The organism is Pseudomonas sp. K8 (assembly GCF_014889455.1).
Classification (GTDB): domain Bacteria; phylum Pseudomonadota; class Gammaproteobacteria; order Pseudomonadales; family Pseudomonadaceae; genus Aquipseudomonas; species Aquipseudomonas veronii.
This window is the reverse complement of the sequence record NZ_VJWO01000073.1, coordinates 1-21,334: the sequence shown is the minus strand read 5'-3', so window position 1 is coordinate 21,334 and position 21,334 is coordinate 1. Positions and strand designations below refer to the sequence as shown.

At 60.5% G+C, this 21,334-nt stretch carries 16 protein-coding genes and 1 pseudogene; 4 read left to right on the top strand and 13 right to left on the bottom strand.

Going from position 1 to position 21,334, the window contains the following annotated elements; translation table 11 throughout:
* Positions 1-94: 94 nt before the first annotated feature.
* The 3 genes from INT12_RS28715 to INT12_RS28705 all read right to left on the bottom strand — a co-directional run bounded on the left by INT12_RS28715 (position 95) and on the right by INT12_RS28705 (position 3,449).
* Complete coding sequence (locus tag INT12_RS28715) at positions 95-1,144, bottom strand: alpha/beta fold hydrolase (protein WP_193059117.1); 1,050 nt, start codon at positions 1,142-1,144, stop codon at positions 95-97.
* An 83-nt stretch (positions 1,145-1,227) separates the two neighbouring features.
* Positions 1,228-2,877 carry a flavin-containing monooxygenase gene (locus tag INT12_RS28710; RefSeq protein WP_102618221.1) on the bottom strand — a complete coding sequence of 550 codons (1,650 nt, stop codon included), beginning with the start codon at positions 2,875-2,877 and terminating at the stop codon, positions 1,228-1,230.
* Between the two features lie 212 nt (positions 2,878-3,089).
* Complete coding sequence (locus INT12_RS28705) at positions 3,090-3,449, bottom strand: winged helix-turn-helix transcriptional regulator (protein WP_046489568.1); 360 nt, start codon at positions 3,447-3,449, stop codon at positions 3,090-3,092.
* Between the two features lie 148 nt (positions 3,450-3,597).
* Here INT12_RS28705 and gstA point away from each other — a divergent pair, with 148 nt between their 5' ends.
* Positions 3,598-4,227 (top strand): glutathione transferase GstA, encoded by a 630-nt coding sequence (gene gstA, locus INT12_RS28700; RefSeq protein ID WP_193040402.1) that lies wholly within the window; start codon positions 3,598-3,600, stop codon positions 4,225-4,227.
* Between the two features lie 6 nt (positions 4,228-4,233).
* Here the strand turns inward: gstA and ppsA are convergent, their stop codons facing one another.
* The 4 genes from ppsA to INT12_RS28680 form a co-directional block, all read right to left on the bottom strand.
* The gene (gene ppsA / locus INT12_RS28695; RefSeq protein WP_193040403.1) at positions 4,234-6,690 is read right to left on the bottom strand and encodes a phosphoenolpyruvate synthase; all 2,457 of its coding nucleotides are present in this window, start codon (positions 6,688-6,690) and stop codon (positions 4,234-4,236) included.
* Entirely contained in the window at positions 6,687-8,276 is a 1,590-nt protein-coding gene (gene glgA / locus INT12_RS28690; RefSeq protein WP_193040404.1) for a glycogen synthase GlgA, read from the bottom strand. Before glgA ends, ppsA begins: the two co-directional genes overlap by 4 nt.
* 230 nt (positions 8,277-8,506) lie before the next feature.
* Complete coding sequence (gene glgP / locus INT12_RS28685) at positions 8,507-11,008, bottom strand: alpha-glucan family phosphorylase (RefSeq protein WP_126585267.1); 2,502 nt, start codon at positions 11,006-11,008, stop codon at positions 8,507-8,509.
* A gap of 24 nt (positions 11,009-11,032) precedes the next feature.
* Positions 11,033-12,238 carry an acetate/propionate family kinase gene (locus INT12_RS28680; protein ID WP_193040406.1) on the bottom strand — a complete coding sequence of 402 codons (1,206 nt, stop codon included), beginning with the start codon at positions 12,236-12,238 and terminating at the stop codon, positions 11,033-11,035.
* 432 nt (positions 12,239-12,670) lie between these two features.
* Here INT12_RS28680 and arcD point away from each other — a divergent pair, with 432 nt between their 5' ends.
* Together arcD and INT12_RS28670 are read left to right on the top strand one after the other, a co-directional pair.
* Positions 12,671-14,161 (top strand): arginine-ornithine antiporter, encoded by a 1,491-nt coding sequence (gene arcD, locus INT12_RS28675; RefSeq protein WP_052735791.1) that lies wholly within the window; start codon positions 12,671-12,673, stop codon positions 14,159-14,161.
* 88 nt (positions 14,162-14,249) lie between these two features.
* The gene (locus tag INT12_RS28670) at positions 14,250-14,792 is read left to right on the top strand and encodes an Hsp20/alpha crystallin family protein (protein WP_017845784.1); all 543 of its coding nucleotides are present in this window, start codon (positions 14,250-14,252) and stop codon (positions 14,790-14,792) included.
* 322 nt (positions 14,793-15,114) lie between these two features.
* Here INT12_RS28670 and INT12_RS28665 read toward each other — a convergent pair whose 3' ends face one another.
* From INT12_RS28665 to INT12_RS28655, 3 genes are all read right to left on the bottom strand, one after another.
* Positions 15,115-15,369, bottom strand: a complete 255-nt coding sequence (locus INT12_RS28665; RefSeq protein ID WP_017845783.1) for an Lpp/OprI family alanine-zipper lipoprotein — start codon at positions 15,367-15,369, stop codon at positions 15,115-15,117.
* 116 nt (positions 15,370-15,485) lie between these two features.
* Entirely contained in the window at positions 15,486-17,273 is a 1,788-nt protein-coding gene (gene polX, locus INT12_RS28660; RefSeq protein WP_193059116.1) for a DNA polymerase/3'-5' exonuclease PolX, read from the bottom strand.
* Positions 17,270-17,962, bottom strand: a complete 693-nt coding sequence (locus tag INT12_RS28655) for a c-type cytochrome (RefSeq protein WP_240951182.1) — start codon at positions 17,960-17,962, stop codon at positions 17,270-17,272. The genes polX and INT12_RS28655 overlap by 4 nt, the downstream gene beginning before the upstream one ends.
* A gap of 116 nt (positions 17,963-18,078) precedes the next feature.
* On the opposite strand from INT12_RS28655, the gene INT12_RS28650 reads away from it, so the two are divergent.
* Complete coding sequence (locus tag INT12_RS28650) at positions 18,079-19,425, top strand: erythromycin esterase family protein (protein ID WP_017845780.1); 1,347 nt, start codon at positions 18,079-18,081, stop codon at positions 19,423-19,425.
* A gap of 21 nt (positions 19,426-19,446) precedes the next feature.
* On the opposite strand, the gene INT12_RS28645 is transcribed toward INT12_RS28650, so the two are convergent.
* The 3 genes and pseudogenes from INT12_RS28645 to INT12_RS31505 form a co-directional block, all read right to left on the bottom strand.
* Complete coding sequence (locus tag INT12_RS28645; RefSeq protein ID WP_169883549.1) at positions 19,447-20,136, bottom strand: phosphoribosyltransferase; 690 nt, start codon at positions 20,134-20,136, stop codon at positions 19,447-19,449.
* Between the two features lie 44 nt (positions 20,137-20,180).
* Positions 20,181-21,065 carry a universal stress protein gene (locus INT12_RS28640; RefSeq protein ID WP_102618213.1) on the bottom strand — a complete coding sequence of 295 codons (885 nt, stop codon included), beginning with the start codon at positions 21,063-21,065 and terminating at the stop codon, positions 20,181-20,183.
* Between the two features lie 47 nt (positions 21,066-21,112).
* A pseudogene (locus INT12_RS31505) lies at positions 21,113-21,334 on the bottom strand (hypothetical protein); the annotation flags it as partial.

The following is a 21,334-nucleotide window of genomic DNA, read 5'->3' as shown; positions in this document are numbered from 1 at the left end:
GTGCTGTTGTTATTATATTCATCTTCAACCCTGTTTTTTTAAAATTGTTCTGGGTCTAGCACAGGTGCCCTGTGCTATTTTTTTGAAGCTTTTTTCAATGTGTCGGGGACGAAAGCAGCTCTGCCAGATGGGCGTCCAGTTGATTGAGCATTTGCGTATCGGTGCCAAAAAGTCCGAGGTGACCGTCGATTGATTGCAATGGCCTGAACTCGCTGTTCGGGATCATTTTCTGCTCCGACAGACAATCGTCCACGGTAAAGAACTGGTCATGTGAGATGGGCATGACATAGGTTTTCGCTCGGATTCGCCCCAGTGCCGCCGCAAGATCACCGCCCGTGTTTCGACTGACATCGCCCCGCTGCCATTTCCAGGCCATGGTCAGGAGGTTGTTAGGGTCCATTGCCGCAAAGTAGTTCGTCATAAAGCTGTCGACGAATACCTGCATCGACTCGAAACCCAGCGCCTTATGCCGCTCGGCGCGGAAGAACGCGGTACTCCAGCCCATCAATGTCCAAACTTTCGCGTGGCGCTTGAGCCCGGCCGCCACTGCCGCCGATGAGCCGTATAAGCCGGCCCGGAAGGCCGGAGCGGTGGTTATCGCATCAATCAGTATTTCGCTGAACAGGAAGTCATGTTCGCTATTGCGCGCGGTGCCCGCTATGGCTGCGGCGCGTTTGACAAAGTCTGGATAGCGCACGGCCCACTCGTAGGTTTGCTGCGCGCCCATCGATCCCCCGAGCACTAACGCCAGGCTCTCGATGCCAAAGTATTCGGTGAGCAATGTGTGCTGGGCACTGACGTCATCGCCAATTCTGACATTCGGGACCCCAGGGCCCGCCAATGAACCGCCGGTGTTACTCGCAGAGCTGGAAAGACCGTTACCGATCTGGTTGACGACGATGATGCAGTATTTCGCAGGGTCCAGCGCCCGCCCTTCGCCGATGTAAATCTGCTCCATCGCCTTGCTTGTGCCGGAATACCAAGTGGGAACCAGTATGGCGTTAGTCTTGTCGGCGTTCAGGGTGCCATGTACGGCTACGGCCAGCTGACATTCAGGAATGCACGAGCCTTCTTCAAGCTGAAGCGCTCCGATGTTGATCAGTTCAAAAGGACCGTGATGTTCCTGGGAGTAATAGTTGTTCATTTCAGGTTACCTCGAATATCGAGCTGTCACGGCGCAGTAGAGAGTCGGAGTGACAGCTGCAATCAATGAGCAGTCGTTCGACCTCAAGCCATTTCAAAGCCTGGGTAACCCTGTGCGGCTATTTCGTCGCAGCGGCGATGATAATTACCGACGCCGCCGATATACGATACAAGTCGGCGCGGTTTTCCATCGACGTTGGAGCCCATGTACCAAGAGTCGGTTTTGACGACCAGGGTCTTCGCCGCCGTCTCGTCGTGATGCTGTACCCAGTCGTCCTCGAACTCTTTGGAAGCTTCCACGACTTGTTTGCCGTGCTGGATGGCAAACTCAATGCATCCGGTGATCCAATCCACCTGCTGCTGCAGGCAAGTGGTCATGTTGCAAAGTGCCGCCGACGGTGCCAACGGCGCACCGGTGGTGAACAGGTTGGGGTAGCCATGGATCTGCAGCCCCATCGATGTACGGATTTCTTGTTTCCACTGCTCCCTCAACGACCGGTTATCGCGCCCTCGAATGTCGATCCGGCTGAGTGCGCCGGAACCTGCATCGAAACCCACGGCCAGCACGATGATGTCTACCTCGTGAATCTTTCCATCCGCAGTCTGGATCCCCTCCGGCACAATGCGCTCGATCGGCGACTGCTTGCAGTCGACCGCCTCGACGTTGGGTTGCAGATAGACTTCAAGGTACTTGCTTTCCAGCGGTACGCGATGGGTGCCGAAGCCATAGTCGGTCGGGATCAGCAGGTTGCAGAGATCTGGCCTCGACTGCAGGCGCTCACGCATCTTGATACGCACGAACTCCGACACGACTTCATTGACCTGTTCGTCAAAGAACATTTCGGGAAACGACGCCAGCCACATGGCCAAAGAGCCATCCTCCCAGAGTTGTTCAAGCACGGCTTGTCGCTCGTCGGGGGTTTTCTCGGCCCAGGGGCCGGCGTCGAAGTCATAGTCGAAACCGGCAAAGGTCTCTCGCACGCGCTTCTTGAGCTGGTGGAATTGGGTGCCCCACTTTTCCCAGTCTTCTTTGCTGTACTTAGGGTTCCTCATCGGAATCACATACTGCGGGGTACGCACGAAGACCTTCATCGATCCCACCGCCGGAGCGATGGTCTGGATCACCTGAATACCGGTGGCGCCAGTGCCTACCACGGCCACGCGCTTGCCGTTGAAGTCCACGGGGTCTTTTGGCCACAGGCCGGTGTGATAGATCTGACCGTTGAAGTCGGTTTGGCCGGGGAACCGATCGGACAGCGGAGCGGACAGCATCCCGCAGCAAGAGATCAGATATTGCGTATTGATCGTTTCGCCGGCCTCGGTTGTCACCCTCCAGTGCCCGCTCTCTTCGCAGAAGTGCGCGGCAGCGATGCGGGTGTTGAACTGGATATCTTTCTTGAGGTCGAGCCGATTGGCGACGAAGTTCAGCCACTGCTCTGTTTCGGGCTGAGCCGGGAAACGCTCGGTGGGTTGCCAGGACTTATAGAGTTCTTCAGAGAACCAGTACTGATAAATTTCTGCCTGAGAGTCAAACCGCGCACCGGGGTAACGATTCCAATACCATGTGCCGCCCACTCCGGAAGCCGTATCGTAGGCGCGGACCGTCAAGCCCATCTCACGAAGTCGATACAACTGGTAGAGGCCAGCTACCCCTGCACCAATCACCATTGCGTCCAAGTACGTGACTTTGCCGTTTTCGGCAGACACAGCGGCGAGTTTAGATTGAGCACTCATTTTGAAGCCTCATATTGTTATGTTTATATTTGCCTTTACTTACTTGCTGTCAGGCAATGCTTAAGGCACGGATAAACGATAACAACCGAGGCGCGTTTTACTCTTGAAGGAAATGGTGAATAGCTTGAACAATCCGGTGCGATTAACCGGGCTTCGTCGAGGCCTACACCAGATCGGAAGACCCGTCTGATTGAGGCTCCCGCGAGCTCCCGCTAGAGCGCATCCGACTCGCGGCTGGCAACCTGTATCACCTCACATGGGCGACTCTTGACCCACAGCCCAAACTCTTTCATTACCGCAACGACCGGTTCCAACCGTCGCCCGTCCACGGTGAGTTCGTACTCAACCGTCACGGGCACGGTGGGGAACACCGTCCGTTTGACCAGCCCGGCTTGCTCAAGGGCGCGCAAGTCGAGGGTCAGCATGCGTTGCGAAATAGCCGGAATGTCGCGCCTCAGGGCATTAAAACGCTTCGGCCCATCGAGCAGGTAGGACGCAAGAAGCAGGCGCCAGCGGCCACCCAACAAACGCATCGCTTCTTCGACCGAGCAGCCGGAGATGTTGTCTTTCATGGTCAGAGTCCTGGCCGGGTGTAGGTATATTTTTTGTACCTATACTACAAAATAGTGCGTTCTTCCTATTTTATACCGGGCATCTAGAATCAGCTGAAGCGCGCTCTCCATTGGATTGACAGCGCTCCCCCTGTTCTGGAGTTTGCCAATGAAGTTGTACTACATCCCCGCGTCTTGCTCGCTTTCGCCCCACATCGTTCTGAATGAATTGGGTCTCGATGCCACGCTGATCAAGGTCGATCACAAGACGCACCTTACCGACTCGGGTGCCAACTACTTCGAGGTCAACCGTCTGGGCTACGTACCCGCCATCGAGCTGGACGATGGCACGCTCCTGCGTGAAGGCCCGGCAATCGTGCAGTATTTGGGCGACCTGAAGCCGGCGCTTGGGCTGGTTCCCGCTCATGGCACTCTCGATCGATACCGACTTCAGGAATGGCTGAGCTTCCTGTCGTCTGAGATTCACAAGGGCTACATTCCGCTGTTGTACGCCACACTCGCAGGTCAATACGTCGAGACTGCCAAGCCAAAGCTGGAAAAGCGCTTCGCCTGGATCGACGAACAATTGAGTACCCGTCCATACCTCATGGGCGATGCCTTCACGGTGGCGGATGCCTATCTGTTCGCATTGACCGGCTGGGGCCAGGCCTCTTGGCTGACCAGCTATTACAAGGCCGACATCCACTTCGAGCACTTGCATAACCTCCGGGCCTGGTATGACCGGGTCAAGGTGCGTCCTGCGGTGCGCAAAGCGTTGCAAGACGAAGGCCTTGCGTGAAAGGCCTCACGCGCCGATGTTGCCCCGGTCGGCCTCATCGCTCGGTAACCGCTGCGTCTGCACCGCCAGCACATGCCGAATCGTCGCCAGCACCGCATCCGGGCTGAGGCTCATTGAGTCGATGCCAATCGACACCAAAAACTCCGCCATCTCGGGATAATCCGAAGGCGCCTGCCCGCAGATTCCCGAGTGTCGGCCGTTACGCTTGGCGCCTTCTACCGCCAGGCGAATCATCTGCTTGACGCCCGGGTCGCGCTCATCGAAATCGAAGGCGACGATTTCCGAGTCGCGGTCCACGCCGAGCGTCAACTGGGTCAGGTCGTTGGAACCGATCGAGAAGCCGTCGAACAGTTTGGCGAACGCGTCGATCTGGATCACGTTGTTGGGTATTTCGCACATGATGTAGACCTCAAGCCCGTTTTCTCCGCGCTGCAGGCCATGGCTGGCCATGGTCGCCAATACCCTTTCACCCTCCGCCACGGTGCGGCAAAACGGGATCATCAACTTGATGTTGGTGAGGCCGATGTGTTCGCGCGCCCATTTCATCGCCGCGCACTCCAGCGCAAACCCTTCGGCATAAGCCGGATGGCTGTACCGGGACGCGCCGCGAAAACCGATCATCGGGTTGTGTTCTACCGGCTCGAAATACTGCCCACCCAGCAGGGTCGCGTACTCATTGCTCTTGAAGTCGCTCATGCGTACCACGCACGGTTTTGGGTACACCGCTGCGGCAATGGTGGCGACGCCTTCGGCCAAGGTCTTGATGAAAAAATCCGTAGGGTCTGCATGCGCGGCGCTCAGCACGGCGATTTTTTCACGGGTGGCGTCATCCAGCTTTTCCGGGTGGACAAGGGCCATCGGATGGACCTTGATGCATTCATTGATGATGAACTCCATGCGCGCCAGACCGATACCGTCGACCGGCAGCGAGGCCAGGCTGAAGGCCTGGTCGGGGTTGGCCAGGTTCATCATGATGTGCGTGTCGGGATGTCCGAGTTGGCTGAGGTCCGTTTCCTCGACATCAAAATCCAGGATGCCGTCGTAGACCGTTCCGATTTCGCCTTCGGCGCAACTGACGGTCAACAAGGCGCCGGTTTTGATTGTCGCTGCCGCATTGGTGGCGCCCACGATCGCGGGAATACCCAGCTCCCGCGCCACGATGGCCGCGTGGCAGGTGCGTCCGCCGTGGTTCGTCACAATCGCGGCGGCGGTTTTCATCACCGGTTCCCAATCCGGAGTCGTGGCTTCGGAGACCAGCACTTCGCCCGGTTGAAACTCGCTGAGCTGTTTCACGTCGTTGACGATACGGGCCTTCCCGGCGCCGATGCGGGTGCCGACCGCCTTCCCCTTGAGCAGCACTGGCGAGCGTTGCTTGAGGTGATAGATCTGCAGCACGCTGCCTTTTTTCTGCGAGGCCACCGTTTCGGGGCGCGCCTGGACCATATACAAGTGGCCATCGATCCCGTCTTTCGCCCATTCCATGTCCATGGGTTTGTAGAAACCGGCTTTGCTCGAATAGTGGTTTTCAACCTTGATGGCATAGTCAGCCAGGACCATGACGTCCCCGTCCGAGAGGCAAAAGCGCGTTTGTTCTTCGTCGGGTGTTTCGATATTCGCGGTGTACTCCTGCGCGATGTTCCCGGTATTGAGGGTGTCGGTAAACACCATCTTCTTTTCTTTGCTGCCCAGGCTACGTTTGAGCACGCCACGATAACCGGCGACGAAGCTGGGTTTGTGTACGTAGAAACTGTCCGGGGCCAGCGCGCCCTGCACCACATTCTCCCCAAGCCCCCACGCGGCGTTGATGAACACGACATCCTTGAAGCCGGTTTCCGTATCCAGGGAAAACATCACGCCGCTGGCCCCGAGATCACTGCGCACCATTTTCATGATGACGACGGCGAGATCGACTTTGAAGCAATCAAAGCCATTGTCGTATTTGTAATGGATCGACCGATCGGTGAAGTTCGAGGCCAGGCAACGCTTGTAGGCATCGAGCAGCGCATCTTCATTGGCGATATTGAGATAGGTCTCGTTCTGCCCGGCAAATGAGGCCTGCGGCGAGTCCTCGGCGGTTGCCGAGGAGCGCACGGCCAGTGAAAGGCTGTTGCCGTATTCGCGCTTGAGCTGGGCGTAGCTGTGCAGTATCGCGCTCTTCAGGTCTTCCGGCAGCGTACAGCCATACACAATCGCCCGCGCCCGTTTGCCGCGGGCTTGCAGGTCTTTGATGTCGTTGGGGTCGAGGCCGTCGAGCGCGGCATGCAGCGGCGCCCACGCCTTGTTGTGCTCAAGGACATAACGGTACGCGTCTGAAGTAACGGCAAACCCGTTGGGTACGCGGATGCCCTGGCCTGTCAGGTTCTGGTACATCTCCCCCAGCGAGGCGTTCTTGCCACCGACCTGTGCGACGTCGTTGATACCCAAGTCCTTGAACCAACGAATGTGCGGCTGTGAATGGGTCACGATATCTCTCCATTGAGTGAGGGGGCCGCCAGGGATACCCGATTGGCCTTCAGCAATCGCAGATACAGGGCGCTGTAAGGCTTTATGGCTTGGTGCCAATCGAACGGCTTGCGCATGGCGCGGCAGCGCATTGCATTGAGCAGCTCAGGGTTGGCGAACACCTTGATCGCCCGCGTCAGTGCTGCCGCGTAGCTTTCCACGGTGGGCTCCTCGAACAGAAAACCGCTCACGCCATCTTCGATCGTGTCGGCCAGCCCACCGGTATTACGGGCTACCGGTAATGAGCCGAAACGCTGCGCATACATCTGGCTCAGGCCGCACGGTTCATAGCGCGACGGCATGAGCAGGAAGTCACTGCCGGCAAACATGCGCCGGGCATCCGTTTCGTTGAAGCCGATAAGCACACCGACCTGGCCCGGGAAGCGCCGGGCCAGCTCCCGTGCGGCCTCCTCTTCCTGCGGTTCGCCACGGCCGATGATGACGATCTGCCCGCCCTGCCTGACGATGTGCCCGGCAACGCCAATGGTCAGATCCAGGCCTTTCTGGAAGACCAGGCGCGATACCACCGCGAACAGAGGCCCCTTCGACGGTTTGAGATTGAACAACTGGCGTACATAGTGGGCGTTCACCGCCTTGCCGAGCCAATCGTTAGCGGCAAACCGGCAGATCAAGTGCTCATCGGTTTCGGCGTCCCAACTGGCGTCGATACCATTGGCAATGCCGCTGAGCAGCCCTTGTTCGGCTTTGCTCTGCAGAAAGCCGTCCAGGCCGCAACCGAATGCTGGCGTGGTGATTTCCCGGGCGTAGGTCGCGCTGACGGTGGTGATGTGGTTGGCATAGGCCATGCCGGCCTTGAGCAACGAGAGCTTGCCGTAGAACTCCATACCGTCCGAGGCCAGCGCGTGCTCGGGGATGCCCAGTTCGCGCCGGGAACCGCTGCTGACCATGCCTTGATAGGCAAGGTTATGGATGGTGAAAATGCTCGGCGTGGCCTGCCCACGCCAGCGCATGTACGCCGGCGCGAGGCCAGCCGGCCAATCATGCGCGTGTACCAGCTCCGGACGCCACTGGCACTTCACCGCGCCTGCGGCGAAGTCGGCCGCGGCCAGGCCGAGACGGGCAAACCGGATATGGTTATCCGGCCAGTCACGGCCATTGTTATCCCCGTAAGGAGTGCCTTCACGCTCATACAGTTCAGGACAGATCACCAGGTAAATGACCAGGCCATCCGTCATGTCCATCCGCCCGATCTTGCACGCCGGCAATGCCGCATGGCCCTCCAGCTCGCTGATCACATGGACCGGATTTCCGCTGTTGAGCACTTGCGGGTAACCCGGCATCAACACGCGCACATCGTGCAGGGGATGCAGGGCCCGGGGCAATGCCGCCGATACATCGCCGAGCCCGCCGGTTTTCACGAGGCCGGCCAATTCCGAGGTCACGAACAGGACCTTGGCCCTGGCCGCCACGCTGGTAATGGGCAGCGAAACTGGCGCTAGCGCCAGCGGATCAACAGTCGAGGTAACCCATTCACTGACCGGCAGGTTGAAACGTTCAGCCTGCGGGGAAATGGCGGCTGTGCCCATGATCCTTTTCCTTTTTGTTGAGTCGAGAGTGCGGGAAGACGGTTAAGTCGGTCGCATGAGTATCTGGGGTTGCTCCCGATGGCCTCTGATCTTTATCAACAAATGCGCTTTGCTGCCGCGTGGGACAGCGCCCGTTGCGATAGGTGATGCTCTCGGTGTTCACCGTTCTTCTGCTGTTGGCCGCCAGGCTTTACCCCGGTTTGGCTCGCTGACAATAGGCGCATCGCAGCTCAACGCTGCCACGCAATCAATGGGTTTTCCGCTGGCAGAAAGGCATCCGTGTGCCAGGCGCGAACCCTCGGAGTGTAGTGCTCCAGCGGGCGCGTGGCGGCGACCGAAATGGAATAGATATAACCCTGGATGGCACCCGGAATCACATCGACGGCTTTCATCAGCAAGCACTCGGCGGGGTACTCGTCGCACAGGCCGCCATAGAGTTCCACCTTGACCCACAGAGGCGAGATCTCACCCAAATAGACCGGCACGCGAACGCACAGGCAGTCGCCATCGCGATGCCCCTCGACCGCGCCGAAGTGAATATTGTCCCAGGCCGCCCTCAACGCCTTCTGCCAGGCATGGAGCGTGCGCGCCAGTGCCGCGTTATCCTCGCGGCGGCGTCGAAACGCCTGAATCGCCGGCTGGTAAAGATGTTCCAGGTATTCCTGCAGCATGCGATTGCTGCTGTAGTACGGCCCCAGCTGCGACATGCTGGCGCGCATGCGTTGCACCCAGTCGCGTGGAATACCCTGTGCATCGCGTGAATAGAACGTGGGGACGACCTCGTTTTCCAACAGGCCGTACAAGCGCTCGGCGTCGACGTCGTCATCGCTCGGCGCGTCATCCCCGATCGCCCAGCCATAGGCGGGCTGGTACGCTTGTGCCCACCAACCATCGAGTTCCGAGAGGTTCAACCCGCCGTTGACGAGCACCTTCATGCCACTGGTGCCGCAGGCTTCCCAGGGCCGACGCGGGGTGTTGATCCAGACATCGACGCCTTGCACCAGGTGTTGGGCCATTTCCAGGTCGTAGTCTTCCAGGAACACCACATGCCGGCGCAGCCCCGGGCGATGCACGAAGTCGAGCCATGCCTGGATCAGTTGCTTGCCGCGCTCATCGGCGGGATGAGCCTTGCCAGCGATGAGCAGTTGTACCGGATGCTGCTCGTTGGTTAACAGCCGCGCCAGGCGGTCGCTGTCGTGCAGCAGCAGGTTCGGGCGCTTATAGTCGGTGAAGCGTCGCGCAAACCCGAGCGTGAGGCAGTTGGGGTCAAACACCTGCCCGCCCTCCGCCACCTGCTGCGCCGACTCGCCACGCTGCTCGAGCTGCCAGGCCAGGCGCTTGCGCGCATAGTTCACCAGGTCGCGCCGTTGCTCGGCAGCCATGTTCCACAAGGCCTCGTCGTCATTGTTGGCGACCGTCGCCGGCAGCAACTCGACTGCGCCGCGCCAACGCTCCTTGCCGCAGCTTGTGGTCCACAGATGATCGGACCACATTGAGTCCCAGGACGGCACATGCACACCGTTGGTGACATGCCCCACCGGTATCTCTTGAACAGGCCAGCGGGGATACAAATCGCTGAATAGCCGTCGGCTGACCTCGCCGTGCAAGCGGCTCACACCATTGGCTTGAGCGCACCCACGCAGCGCCAGAAAAGCCATGTTGAAGGGTTCATCCGCGTCCGACGGATTGCGTCGGCCCAACGCCAGCAACTCGTGCGATGTGAGGCGGCAGTCGTCGAGATAGCCGCGGGCATACTTGAGTACCAGTTCCGCGGAAAACACATCGAAACCCGCAGCCACTGGCGTATGGGTCGTAAACACGTTGCCTGCCCGCGTCGCCCACCAGGCTTCCTGGAACGATGTGCCCTTCTGATGCATGAAGCGCCGGGCACGCTCCAGCACCAGCAGTGCAGCATGACCTTCGTTGAGGTGGCACACATCGACATTGATCGCCAACGCTTCGAGTGTGGCCCAGCCGCCGATGCCAAGCACCACTTCCTGCAGCAAGCGCATCTCCGAACCGCCGCCGTACAACTTCGAGGTGATGCCACGGTCGCTGGCGCCGTTGAGCAGGTCATTACTGTCGAGCAGGTACAGGCTGGTACGCCCGACGATGGCCTGCCACACGCGTAAATACAGGGTCCGGCCGGGAAGCGCCAAGGGGATTTTCAACCACGCGCCGTCCTGTCCAAACGTCGGCTGGATCGGCAGGCTGGTGGGGTCGTTATAGGGGTAGGCCTCCTGCTGGCGCCCCATCGCGTCGATGGATTGTCGAAAATAGCCTTCCTGATAGAGCAACCCCACCCCGAGCACCGGTACGCCCATGTCGCTTGCCGTCTTCAGGTAATCCCCGGCCAGCACACCGAGCCCGCCGGCATAAAGCGCCAGCGCCTCGCTCAGGCCGAATTCCATGCTGAAGTAGGCGATCTGCTTGGAATCGCCGGCGCTTGTCTGCTGCGCATACCAACCCGGCTCGCTGAGGTAGTGCCGATGCTCTTCGATGGCGTGCGCGAGGGTTTGCGAGAACGTCGCATCTCGACAGAGTTCTCCTAGCCGGTGCGGCGAGGTGTTCTGCAGTATCAGCCAGGGGTTGTGGGTACGCTCCCACAGTTGCGGGTCGATGCTTTTCCAGAGCTCGTCGAGCGCATGGTTCCAGGTCCAGCGCAGGTTAAGCGCAAGCTCGGTCAATGCGCGCAACTGCTCCGGCAGTTCGCGTGGCAGGAATGCATACACGTCGACACCTCAAGGCGATAGTGGCTAAAGCGCCTCGCTCGAAACCGGCGCCGGCAGCAAGACCAGGCTGTGTCGAGCGATGACGGCATTTTCATCAGTGGCGATGACCCAGGCCGATACCGGGCTGTCCGGCGTCGTCAGGCAGGCTCCGGTGGGCGGGTGCTGGTTGCGGGTTACGCCTAACCAGGCGCAACCGTCGAGAATCCCGTCACGCACGGTGGGTGCATGTTCGCCAATGCCGCCGGTGAACACCAACGCGTCGAGCCCGCCGAGCAATGCGGCCAGCGCGCCGATTTCCTTGACGGCGCGCCGTACAAACAACTCAATGGCCTGCGCGGCCCCCTCGGCGTGGCTGGCCAGCAGCGTCCGCATGTCACTCGCCACACCGCCAGAGACGCCCAGCAATCCGGACTCGTGGTACAGCAGGTGTTCGACCGCCGCCGCGCTCATGCCGCGTTCGCGCAGCAGGTACAGCACGATGCCGGGGTCCAGGTTGCCCGGGCGGGTGCCCATCAACAGCCCGTCCAGGGTGGAAAACCCCATGGTGGTGCCGCAACTGATGCGGTTACGCATCGCGCACAGGCTGGCACCGTTGCCCAGGTGTGCGACCAGGGTGCGCCCGGCCGCCGCGCGCGGGTCGTAATCCGCCAGGACCCCGGCAATGTACTCGTAGGACAAACCATGGAAGCCGTAACGCCGCAGGCCCGCCTCGCTCAGTGCCCGGGGCAGGCCGTACAAGGTTTCCAGCGGGTCGAGTGTGTGGTGAAAGGCAGTGTCGAAGCAGGCCACCTGAGGCAGCTCGGGATGCTCGCGGGCCATATGGAGAATCGGTGCCAGGCACAAGGGCTGGTGCAACGGTGCCATTGGGATCAGTCGTTGTATCTCGTCAATCAGCGCGCTATCGACCCGCGCAGCCACTTCCCGACGGGCGCCGCCATGGACCACCCGATGCGCCGCGCCGACAATCTGCCATTGGCTGTTGCTGCCCAGCCAACGCATCAGGTTGCCCAGGGAAACTGCGTCCATGCAACTGTCGGCGCGCCATTGCTCCTGATGTTCGGCCTCGGATCCTGGGGCCTGATACACCAGCGTTGCCCTGCCCTGGCGCACTTCAATCATGCCGCTGCCCAGGCAATGGACCGTGGGTGCCGCCACGAAGTAAAGGGAAAACTTGAGGGTTGAAGAGCCCGCATTCAGCACCAACAACGCCGGGCAAGGGGCATCCATCATGCGCGGCTCCACAACGCCGGGGAATCCACGGCCTGACGGAAGCCGCCAAGCAGTAACCGTAATGCTCGCATCATGGGCCGCCTCGACACTCGATGAGGTTACAGGGAACCTTGCCCCAGGTTGGCCTTATCCTGGCATCCACGGGGCGCGGCTGCTTGACCTTCCTCAATAAAATGTTCCCGTTACGGTTCAGCGCGTTCCTGGCGCATCAATATCATCGACGAACAACACTTTGGCGTTTAACGACGAAAACACCCGCGGGAAAATGTTTTTTGAAAAACAATTCAATCAGTTAAGTATTGCGACTGATCCGCAGACACTTACATCTGATCTAAATCAACCAGACCCAGCCCCTTCGCGCAGAAATTAGATGCAGCAGTCGCACCCTCGCATTCGACGGTGCAGATACTCACGTTTTCGTGGAGGCTCGTCATGGCTACGCATCTGCAAGGCTCTCAACCGATCGTCCCGCCGGCTGTCCAACCCGTGGCAGGCAGTCTGCGCAAGGTAGAACCCAAGCGCTTGTCGCTGAGCTTGTTGATTGCCCTGGTGGTCGGTTCGATGATCGGCAGCGGCATTTTCAGCCTGCCGCAAAACATGGCCGCCAGTGCGGGCGCCGGTGCGATTCTGATCGGTTGGTTGATCACCGGCGTCGGCATGCTGTCGCTGGCGCTGGTCTATCAGACCCTGTCCAACCGCCAGCCCGCGCTGGACAACGGTGTGTTTGCCTATGCGCGTGCGCTGGGTGGCGAATACCTGAGCTTCAACTCCGCCTGGGGTTATTGGATCAGTGCCTGGATCGGCAACGTCAGTTACCTGGTGATCCTGTTCGCTGCACTGAGTTACTTCTTTCCGGTGTTTGGCGAAGGCAATAACAAGGCGGCGATCGCCGGTGCGTCCGTGGTGTTGTGGGCGTTGCACTGGATGATCCTCAGGGGCTTGCGCACCGCTGCGCGGGCCAATGCGTTGACGACGGTCGCGAAGATCGTGCCGTTGCTGTTGTTCATCGGCCTGGTGATCGCCGCGTTCCAGCGTGAAACGTTCACTGTCGACTTCTGGGGCTCGCCAGCGTTGGGCAGTACGCTCGATCAAGTCAAAAGCACGATGTTGGTCACCGTTTGGGTGTTTATCGGGATTGAGGGCGCCAACGTGTTTTCTGCCCGTGCGGCGGAGCGGGCCAATGTCGGGCGGGCCACGGTGATCGGTTTTGTCATCACGTTGTTGCTGCTGATTTCGGTGTCCTTGCTGTCGCTGGGGGTGCTCAAACAACCGGAACTCGCCGCCTTGAAGAACCCCTCGATGGCGGGCGTGCTGCAGGCCGCGGCCGGGCCATGGGGCGCGGTGCTGATCAGCATCGGCCTGATTGTTTCGGTCGGCGGCGCCCTGCTCGCCTGGACGTTGCTGGCGGCCGAGTCGGTGTTCACGCCCGCCAAGGAAAAGGTCATGCCTGTCTCGCTGGGCGTGGAAAACACCCAAGGCGCGCCAGCCAATGCGCTGTGGCTGACCAACGGCTGCATTCAATTGTTCCTGCTGCTGACCTTGTATTCGAGCGCTACCTATCTCGCGCTGATCTCCCTGGCCACCTCGATGATTCTATTGCCGTACCTGTTCAGCGGCCTGTATGCGCTGAAATTGACCTGGAAGGGTGACACCTATGCCGGCCACCGCGCCCTGCAATTGCGCGACATGGCCATCGCGGCCGTCGCCACGCTGTACTGCATGTGGTTGCTCTATGCCGCCGGGCCGAAATACATGCTGCTCAGCGCCCTCCTCTACGCCCCGGGCTCGTTGATCTACCTGGGCACCCTGCGCGCCCGTCAGGGACAAGCGCTCAGCGGCCCCGAGACCGGCCTGTTGATCATCATCTGGGCGGCCGCGGCCTATGCCGGCTGGATGCTGTGGTCGGGGACGCTGACCTTGTAACGATGGGCTTGCCCCCGTGTTCTGTCCTGGCAGGCCGCGCAGAGGCCGTTCTGCTGCCTGCCTTCTATCTGAAGAGGAGTACCGAAAGATGAGCAATTCCGCAAAAAAAATGCCGGTCACTACCGAACATAAATCCGACCAGCATCCCATGACGACAGACCTGTGGCGGCCGCTGGAAAAACTGCGGCAACAGGTGGACCACCTGTTTGATGACTTCAATCTCGGTTCCGGCCTGTCGCCCTTCAGCCGGGGGCTGTTCGACGTTGAACCGTTCTGGCGTCGCGAGCTGATCGGCCATGGCATGCCTGCCGTGGACATCACCGAGAAAGACAAAAGCTACGAGATCACCGCCGAAGTACCCGGCATGGATCAGAAAGACATTGAGGTCAAACTGTCCAACGGCAGCCTGATCATCAAAGGCGAGAAACAGGAGGACAAGGAAGAAAAACGCAAAGGCTACCACCTTAGCGAGCGTCACTACGGTTCCTTCGAGCGGGTGTTCAACCTGCCCAAAGGTATTGATGCCGATAAGATCGACGCGAGTTTCAGCAAAGGCGTGCTGTGCATCTCGTTACCGAAAAAGCCAGAAGCCATGAAAGCGGATAAAGTCGTGCCGATCAAAGGCGAATGAATCCCAGGCGGCACTGCCCCTTGGCGGGAAACCGACAAGGGGCTTTTTTTATCTGCAGTGGTTCAACGCTTCATCCCCGGAAAATATCGAACAGCTCGATCTTCAAGAGCGTGCGAATGCGCAGGTAACGCCAGCCGAACGTCAGCCTAAGCCACATGTTCAGCGGCAGTCCGCTACGCGAAGAGATGATAGTCGGGGAAAACCAAGCCAATGCTGTTGAGTCGACGCGCAGGTGCCAGATGTGCTGCCTGGCAGGGGTGGTTGCAGGCCTGCGGCTGTCTTGCAGCAAACCCGACGACGTGTCGGGTGCTGCAACCGTTCACTATTTGCGGCTGGCTTTTTCGAGCATCCGGCTGGCGCGCTCATTGGCCTGATCGGCAGTCTGTTGCGCCTGATTGGCCGCCATCGCCGCCTGCTCCGCTTTCGAGTAGGCTTCATCGGCTCTGGCGCGTGCCGACAGCGCAGTGCTTTGAGCAGCCTCCAGGCGTGCATCCAGTTCTTTGGCCGGTTTGTTACTGCAACCAGCCGATAACGCGAGGAGGACGCTGAGCAACACTACGGGTAAACGCATATTCATGGGTATTCTCCTTGAGGGTCGTAGCAGGAACGCTCCGGCTACGGTTCAAGTATCCGGCGCCGTCGGTGCGGGGCTCTGATTTTTGTCAACTTTCGACCAAGAATCAGACCGAACCGTCAGTTCCCGGCGCCTTGCGAACGCCCGCCTGCCGTAGCGGCCAACAACGACTTCAGCGCGCTCAGCGAACGGGTATTGAGTACATCGCCCTTTTCCAGCCAGGCACGCCGGGCTTGCGCGACGCCGTAGCGCAAGTACGCAAAATCCGCGGTGCGCTGGGCATCCGAATTGATGCTGATCAGCACGTGTTGGTCTTTGGCGTATTGGCATTGAAGGTCGAACAGGTCCATGCGCTGGGGTTGCGCGTTGAGTTCCAGGCAGCAGCCGCGTGCAGAAGCGGCCCTGATGACGGCCGACAGGTCCATGTTCAACGGCGCGCGCTGATTGATCAGGCGACACAGCGGGTGCGCCAGTAGCGTGAAATAGCGATGATCCATGGCCCTGAGCAGGCGTTGCGTCTGTTGCCGCAGCGTCAGGTTGAAATGCGTGTGGACCGCACCCACCACAAGGTCCAGGCGAGCGAGAACAGCGTCTGGCAGCCCCAGGCTGCCATCTTCCAGAATCTCGACTTCAACGCCCTTGAGCAAGGTGATGCCGCGCAGGCGGGCGTTGAGCGCATCGATCTGGTCGATCTGCTTCAGCAGCCGCTCGCCGTCCAGGAAATGATCGGTGATCGCCAGGTATTCCAACCCGGCTTGCTGCGCGGCCAGTGCCATCTGTTCCAGGGTATTGGCGCCATCCGCGTCGCAGGTGTGCGCGTGCAAGTCACCCTTGAGATCACTCACTTCCACCAGCCTGGGCAAACGCCCGCTGAGTGCCGCCGCGACCTCACCGCGATCTTCGCGCAGTTCCGGCGTGATCCACGGCAACCCCAGAGCCTGATAAACCGAGACCTCCGTGGCACCCGCCAGGCGTTCCTCGCCCTTGAACACGCCATACTCGTTGAGCTTCAAGCCCTGTTCCCGCGCCTGCTTGCGAATCGCAATGTTGTGCGCCTTGCTGCCGGTGAAATACACCAGCGCGGCGCCCCAATCCGCAGGCTTGACCACCCGCATGTCGACTTGCAGGCCGGAGTCCAGTACGACACTGGCCCGCGTGCGGCCTTTGACCAATATGGTGGACACCTCCGGGTGCTTGATCAGGTGTGCAGTGACCGCCACTGCGGGCGCTGCCGCCACCAGGATGTCGATGTCGCCCACGGTATCGCGCATGCGCCGCAGACTGCCGGCCAGCCTCGCGTCCTCGACCCCGGGCAGTTGACGCAGATACTCGATCAACTGCAGCGCCACGGGCTCGACAACGCCCAGCGGCAACCGGCGATCCTTTCCGAGCCCCTTCTGCGCGGCGCTCAATAAGCGCGCCTCGAGCCTTTCGCCAAAACCGGGCACATGGCGGATGTGGCCCTGCTCGGCGGCCTCGCACAGTTGCTGCGCGGTTTCGATTCCCAGGCCGTGATACAGGTGTTTGATGCGTTTGGGGCCGAGGCCGGCGATGGACAGCAGTTCAACCAGCCCAGGCGGCAATGTCGAGCGCAGGCGCTGCCGCAGCGCACAATCCCCGGTGCTGGCGATTTCACTGATCTTGGCCGCCAGATCGACGCCGATGCCCGGCAGTTTCGGCAAGGTTTCCCCACGCGCAATGAGCGGCGCCAACTCGACCGTCAGCGCCCTCAGCGTGCGCGCCGCAACCCGATAAGCACGGATGCGAAACGGGTTGGCGTCATCGATTTCGAGCAGGTCGGCGATATCGTCAAACACCGCGGCAATGTCCTCATTGCTCACCGCCTGCGAGCGCTTGACCGCAGACGTCGGTGTGCTGGGTGCCTGCGGTGCGGCCGTGAGCTTCATGGCCCCAGCCTGGCCATGTAATGCGCGACTGCCTCGGCATCGGCGTCCGACAGTGTGTGCGCAATCTGGCTCGTCAGGTCACCGCGCTCACGCAGGTCGGCCTGTTGAAACACCTGGATCTGGCGAATCATGTACGCGGCATGCTGGCCTGCCACGCGTGGGGTCTGGCCATGGCCCCGGCCCTCGGCGCCATGACAGGCGCTGCACTGAGCGATGCCGGATTCCGGCACGCCGTGGCGAAAGATCAATTCGCCCCGCGCGTCAGGCGTTTCGGCTTCAGCCTGCATGGCCGGCTGTTTTGAATAGTAGTCCGCCAGTTCAGTGATCTGCGATTCGGTCAAATGGGTAAAGCCCCACATGTATTGAGTCGAGGCTTTATCCATGCGCGTATGGTTTTTTAAATCCGTCAACTGCTGCTTCAGGTAGTCTTTTTGCTGGCCGGCCAATTTGGGAAACAACGGCGATACCGACTCCCCCGTCAGCCCGTGGCACAGCGAACACACGTCGTTTACCAAGGCCAGCGCGGGCATGGACGCGGTTTTTTGCGATGCCCGGTCGCGGGTGTCGGTACAGCCCACAAGGGCCACCACACAGAGGGCAAGCGTCAGGTGTGATCGATTGATAGAGCACCTCATATCACAAGCCTCCATGAGCCGCGTCGGTAGCCGGCGCGTACCGGGTTCAGCCACATTGGCTCAAGGCCGTGCAGGCTTTATTGACAAAACTCAATGATTCACCTGGGTCAGGGTGTAGGAATAGATAAACACTGAAGGGGACGACGGCCGTGAGCACACCCGCCCAACGCATGCTGGATAAACACTATGGCGCGTCTCGGCAGGTCGATAGAGCCGCCATCGCAGCGGTCCTGCGCCAATTTGCCGAGCCTCTGCCGGCGTTCGATTCTGCAGCGTTCGGCGAAATGTTCGATCGCTACGCGGATGCGCGGGTGGTGCTGATCGGCGAAGCCAGCCACGGCACCAGTGATTTCTATCGCGCCCGGGCCGCCATCACGCAACGCTTGATTGAGCGGCATGGCTTCTCCATCGTCGCCGTTGAGGCCGACTGGCCCGATGCAGGGCATGTCGACAAATACGTCCGAGGGCTGGCCCCGTCGGCCTGGAAACGCCATATCTTCAGCCGCTTCCCGACCTGGATGTGGCGCAACGCCGAGGTCAAAGCCTTTGCCCACTGGCTGCACCGCTACAACCATCAACGCGCCAGTGAAGACCGTGTGGAGTTCCGTGGCCTCGACGTTTACAGCATGCGCAACTCGATCCATGAGGTGCTGCACTATCTGGACAGCGTCGACCCGCAACTGGCCCAAGAAGCACGGCGGCGCTACGGCTGCCTGACGCCCTGGCAGGATGACCCGGCCTTGTACGGTCACTTCGTCGAACGCAACGGTCTGATGCCCTGTGAACCGCAGGTGGTCGAACAACTCAACGTGATGCTGGCCAAGCAATTGGCCGGGCTCATCCAGGATGACGAAGGTTTTTTCAACGCCACGCAAAACGCCCGCGTGGTGCGTGCGGCGGAACAGTACTACCGCGCCGTCTATCGCGGCTCGACCGCGTCGTGGAACCTGCGTGACCGCCACATGTTCGACACCCTGCGCGCCCTGCTGGAACACCGGGGCCCGCAGGCCAAAGCGGTGGTCTGGGCGCACAACTCGCATATCGGCAATGCCGCTGCCACGGAGATGGGCTGGAAGGGCCAGTTCAACATCGGCCAGCTGTGCCGCAGTGCCTATGGCCGCGACGCCGTGCTGATCGGCATGAGCACCGACCGTGGCCACGTGGCGGCGGCCGACGATTGGGACGCCGAGATGCTCATCAAGGCGGTGCGGCCTTCCCGTCCCGACAGTTGGGAGCATCAGTTCCTCGAAGCCGGCGTGCCGGCGTCGCTGACCGACTGGCGCGACCCGCAGCGCGCCGAGCTGCGCACGGTGTTGTCCGCCACCCTGCTGGAACGCGCGATTGGCGTGATTTACCGGCCCACAACCGAACGCGACAGCCACTACTTCGAAGCGGTACTGGCCGAACAGTTCGACGCCATGCTCTGGTTCGAGCAGACGCAGGCGGTAAAGGCCCTGGCACTGCCCAAAAACGAGGAGCTGGAAGCGGAAGACGAAACCTTTCCGTTCGGTGTGTAAGGCTCACCTGCCGCGACGCATCTACAGCGGGTGCGCTTCAGTCGATTCGCGTTGCCAGGCCCGCTGCAATAACTCAATGACCTCTGCATCGGTGGTCTGGGGGAAATTCGAGTACCAGTAACCGATGGACATCATCCGCTCAGGAATCAGCGGGCAGATCACTTCATTGACGATACAGCGCAGGGTCTCCACCGTATCCAGCGGCGCGACCGGCACCGCCACGACGATCCGCGCCGGGGCCTGCACCTGCACCGCCTGGATCGCGGCGAGCATCGAGGCCCCTGTGGCCAGGCCGTCATCGATCAGGATGACCACCTGATCCTTCAACTGCAGCGGCGCCCGCGTGCCCCGGTAAACCTGCTCACGGCGCGATAACTCGCGAGCTTCCCGGGCGACCACCGCGTCATAACTGTCTTGATCAATCGAATGAGCCCGCAGCACCTCTTCATTGCGGATCTGGATACCGCCACTGGCGATGGCGCCCATGGCGAATTCGGGTTGGGACGGCATGCCGAGCTTGCGTACCACCATCAGATCCAGGCGCACCTGCAGGGCCGTGGCCACCTCATACGCCACCGGGACGCCGCCACGCGGCAAGGCCAGGATGATCACGTCGGGGCGGCGGGCGTATCTGAGCAACGGCTCCACCAGGCTTTGACCGGCCACCGACCGATCCTGCCAGAGCGTTTGCAGCGAAGGGCTATAACTCATGGGTCACCTCATCTGTGGTTTCATTGCACACCGCCTTTGCCGCGCTAGACCGCCAGTACGCCGCAAGGCACCTGATAGAGAATGTGTTCGGTGGTACTGCCCAGCAGCTTCTCGATGCCGTGATACTGGACCCGGCCCATCACGATCACATCCACCTGGTGTTCCTTGGCGAATTGACTCAACACCGCAACCGGATTGCCCAAAACGAAGTGATGACGATCGGAAGGCACGCCATAGTCTCGCGCCAGTTCGAGGAAGGTTTTTTCCTCCTTGCTCGCCAGTTCCTTACTGAGATTGGACAGGGCCATACCGCCCATGTCAGCCATGTAGATCGTCGACATATCGCAGGCATACAGCAGGTGCAGCTCGGCATCGCATTGCAGCGCCAGGCTGGTGGCCTGCTCAATGATGCGCTGGTTCAACGCGCTGTTGGCCGGTTGAACATTCGACACGTCAACCGCTGCCACGACGATGCGCGGCAAGGCATGCCCACCACCGCCGACCAGATAGACCGGAATCGGACACTCGCGCAGCAACTGCCAGTCCAGCGGGGTGAAGAACGCGCGCTTGAACGCGGACTCTTGCTGCACTTGTTTGATCAACAGATCGGGCTGTGTCTCAGTGACGTAATCCAGGATGTCTTGCTTGAGGTTGGTGGCCCAGGTCACCTGGGCGGTCACGTTGAGCCCCAGGGCATGGAGATTCTTGGTTTGGGCGTTCAGCCAGTCGCGGTGGTCCTCGAGGTAGCTGGCCCGAGCCTTTTCACGCACGTTCTCGGCCAGTAGCAACAAGATGTCCAACGGTGCTGCCAGCGCGACAATATGCAGGCTCGCGCCGCTGGCCTTGGCCAGGGCGGCAGCATGGCCGATTGCCGGGGAGTCACGCAGGGCGGGGTTGATGATCAGTAACAAACACTGGTATTGGCTCATGATCTGGCTCCAGGGAGGAATGAAAAACAGCCCACGCGTCCGGGGTCTTAACGGATGGGGCCAGGCGGCGGCGTCGCGGGAACCATGCGCCATCCCTCAGGGCACTGGCGTACGCTCGGGTAATAGCCTTTGGCGGAATCGCAGTAGTACCAGGCCGATGGCGCGGCCGTGACGGGCTGAGGCTCGACCACCACCGTCGGCGGGCTGGCCGGGTAGTAGTAAGTCGGGGCGGGATAGTAATAAACCGGATACGTCGGGTAGTAATACGG

What these genes read in the sequence shown, in the direction of transcription:
- INT12_RS28715 (WP_193059117.1), bottom strand. Translation starts at nt 1,144, where the DNA reads ATGAACAACTATTACTCCCAGGAACATCACGGTCCTTTTGAACTGATC.
- INT12_RS28710 (WP_102618221.1), bottom strand. Translation starts at nt 2,877, where the DNA reads ATGAGTGCTCAATCTAAACTCGCCGCTGTGTCTGCCGAAAACGGCAAA.
- INT12_RS28705 (WP_046489568.1), bottom strand. Translation starts at nt 3,449, where the DNA reads ATGAAAGACAACATCTCCGGCTGCTCGGTCGAAGAAGCGATGCGTTTG.
- gstA (WP_193040402.1), top strand. Translation starts at nt 3,598, where the DNA reads ATGAAGTTGTACTACATCCCCGCGTCTTGCTCGCTTTCGCCCCACATC.
- glgA (WP_193040404.1), bottom strand. Translation starts at nt 8,276, where the DNA reads ATGGGCACAGCCGCCATTTCCCCGCAGGCTGAACGTTTCAACCTGCCG.
- INT12_RS28680 (WP_193040406.1), bottom strand. Translation starts at nt 12,238, where the DNA reads ATGATGGATGCCCCTTGCCCGGCGTTGTTGGTGCTGAATGCGGGCTCT.
- arcD (WP_052735791.1), top strand. Translation starts at nt 12,671, where the DNA reads ATGGCTACGCATCTGCAAGGCTCTCAACCGATCGTCCCGCCGGCTGTC.
- INT12_RS28670 (WP_017845784.1), top strand. Translation starts at nt 14,250, where the DNA reads ATGAGCAATTCCGCAAAAAAAATGCCGGTCACTACCGAACATAAATCC.
- INT12_RS28665 (WP_017845783.1), bottom strand. Translation starts at nt 15,369, where the DNA reads ATGAATATGCGTTTACCCGTAGTGTTGCTCAGCGTCCTCCTCGCGTTA.
- polX (WP_193059116.1), bottom strand. Translation starts at nt 17,273, where the DNA reads ATGAAGCTCACGGCCGCACCGCAGGCACCCAGCACACCGACGTCTGCG.
- INT12_RS28650 (WP_017845780.1), top strand. Translation starts at nt 18,079, where the DNA reads ATGCTGGATAAACACTATGGCGCGTCTCGGCAGGTCGATAGAGCCGCC.
- INT12_RS28645 (WP_169883549.1), bottom strand. Translation starts at nt 20,136, where the DNA reads ATGAGTTATAGCCCTTCGCTGCAAACGCTCTGGCAGGATCGGTCGGTG.
- INT12_RS28640 (WP_102618213.1), bottom strand. Translation starts at nt 21,065, where the DNA reads ATGAGCCAATACCAGTGTTTGTTACTGATCATCAACCCCGCCCTGCGT.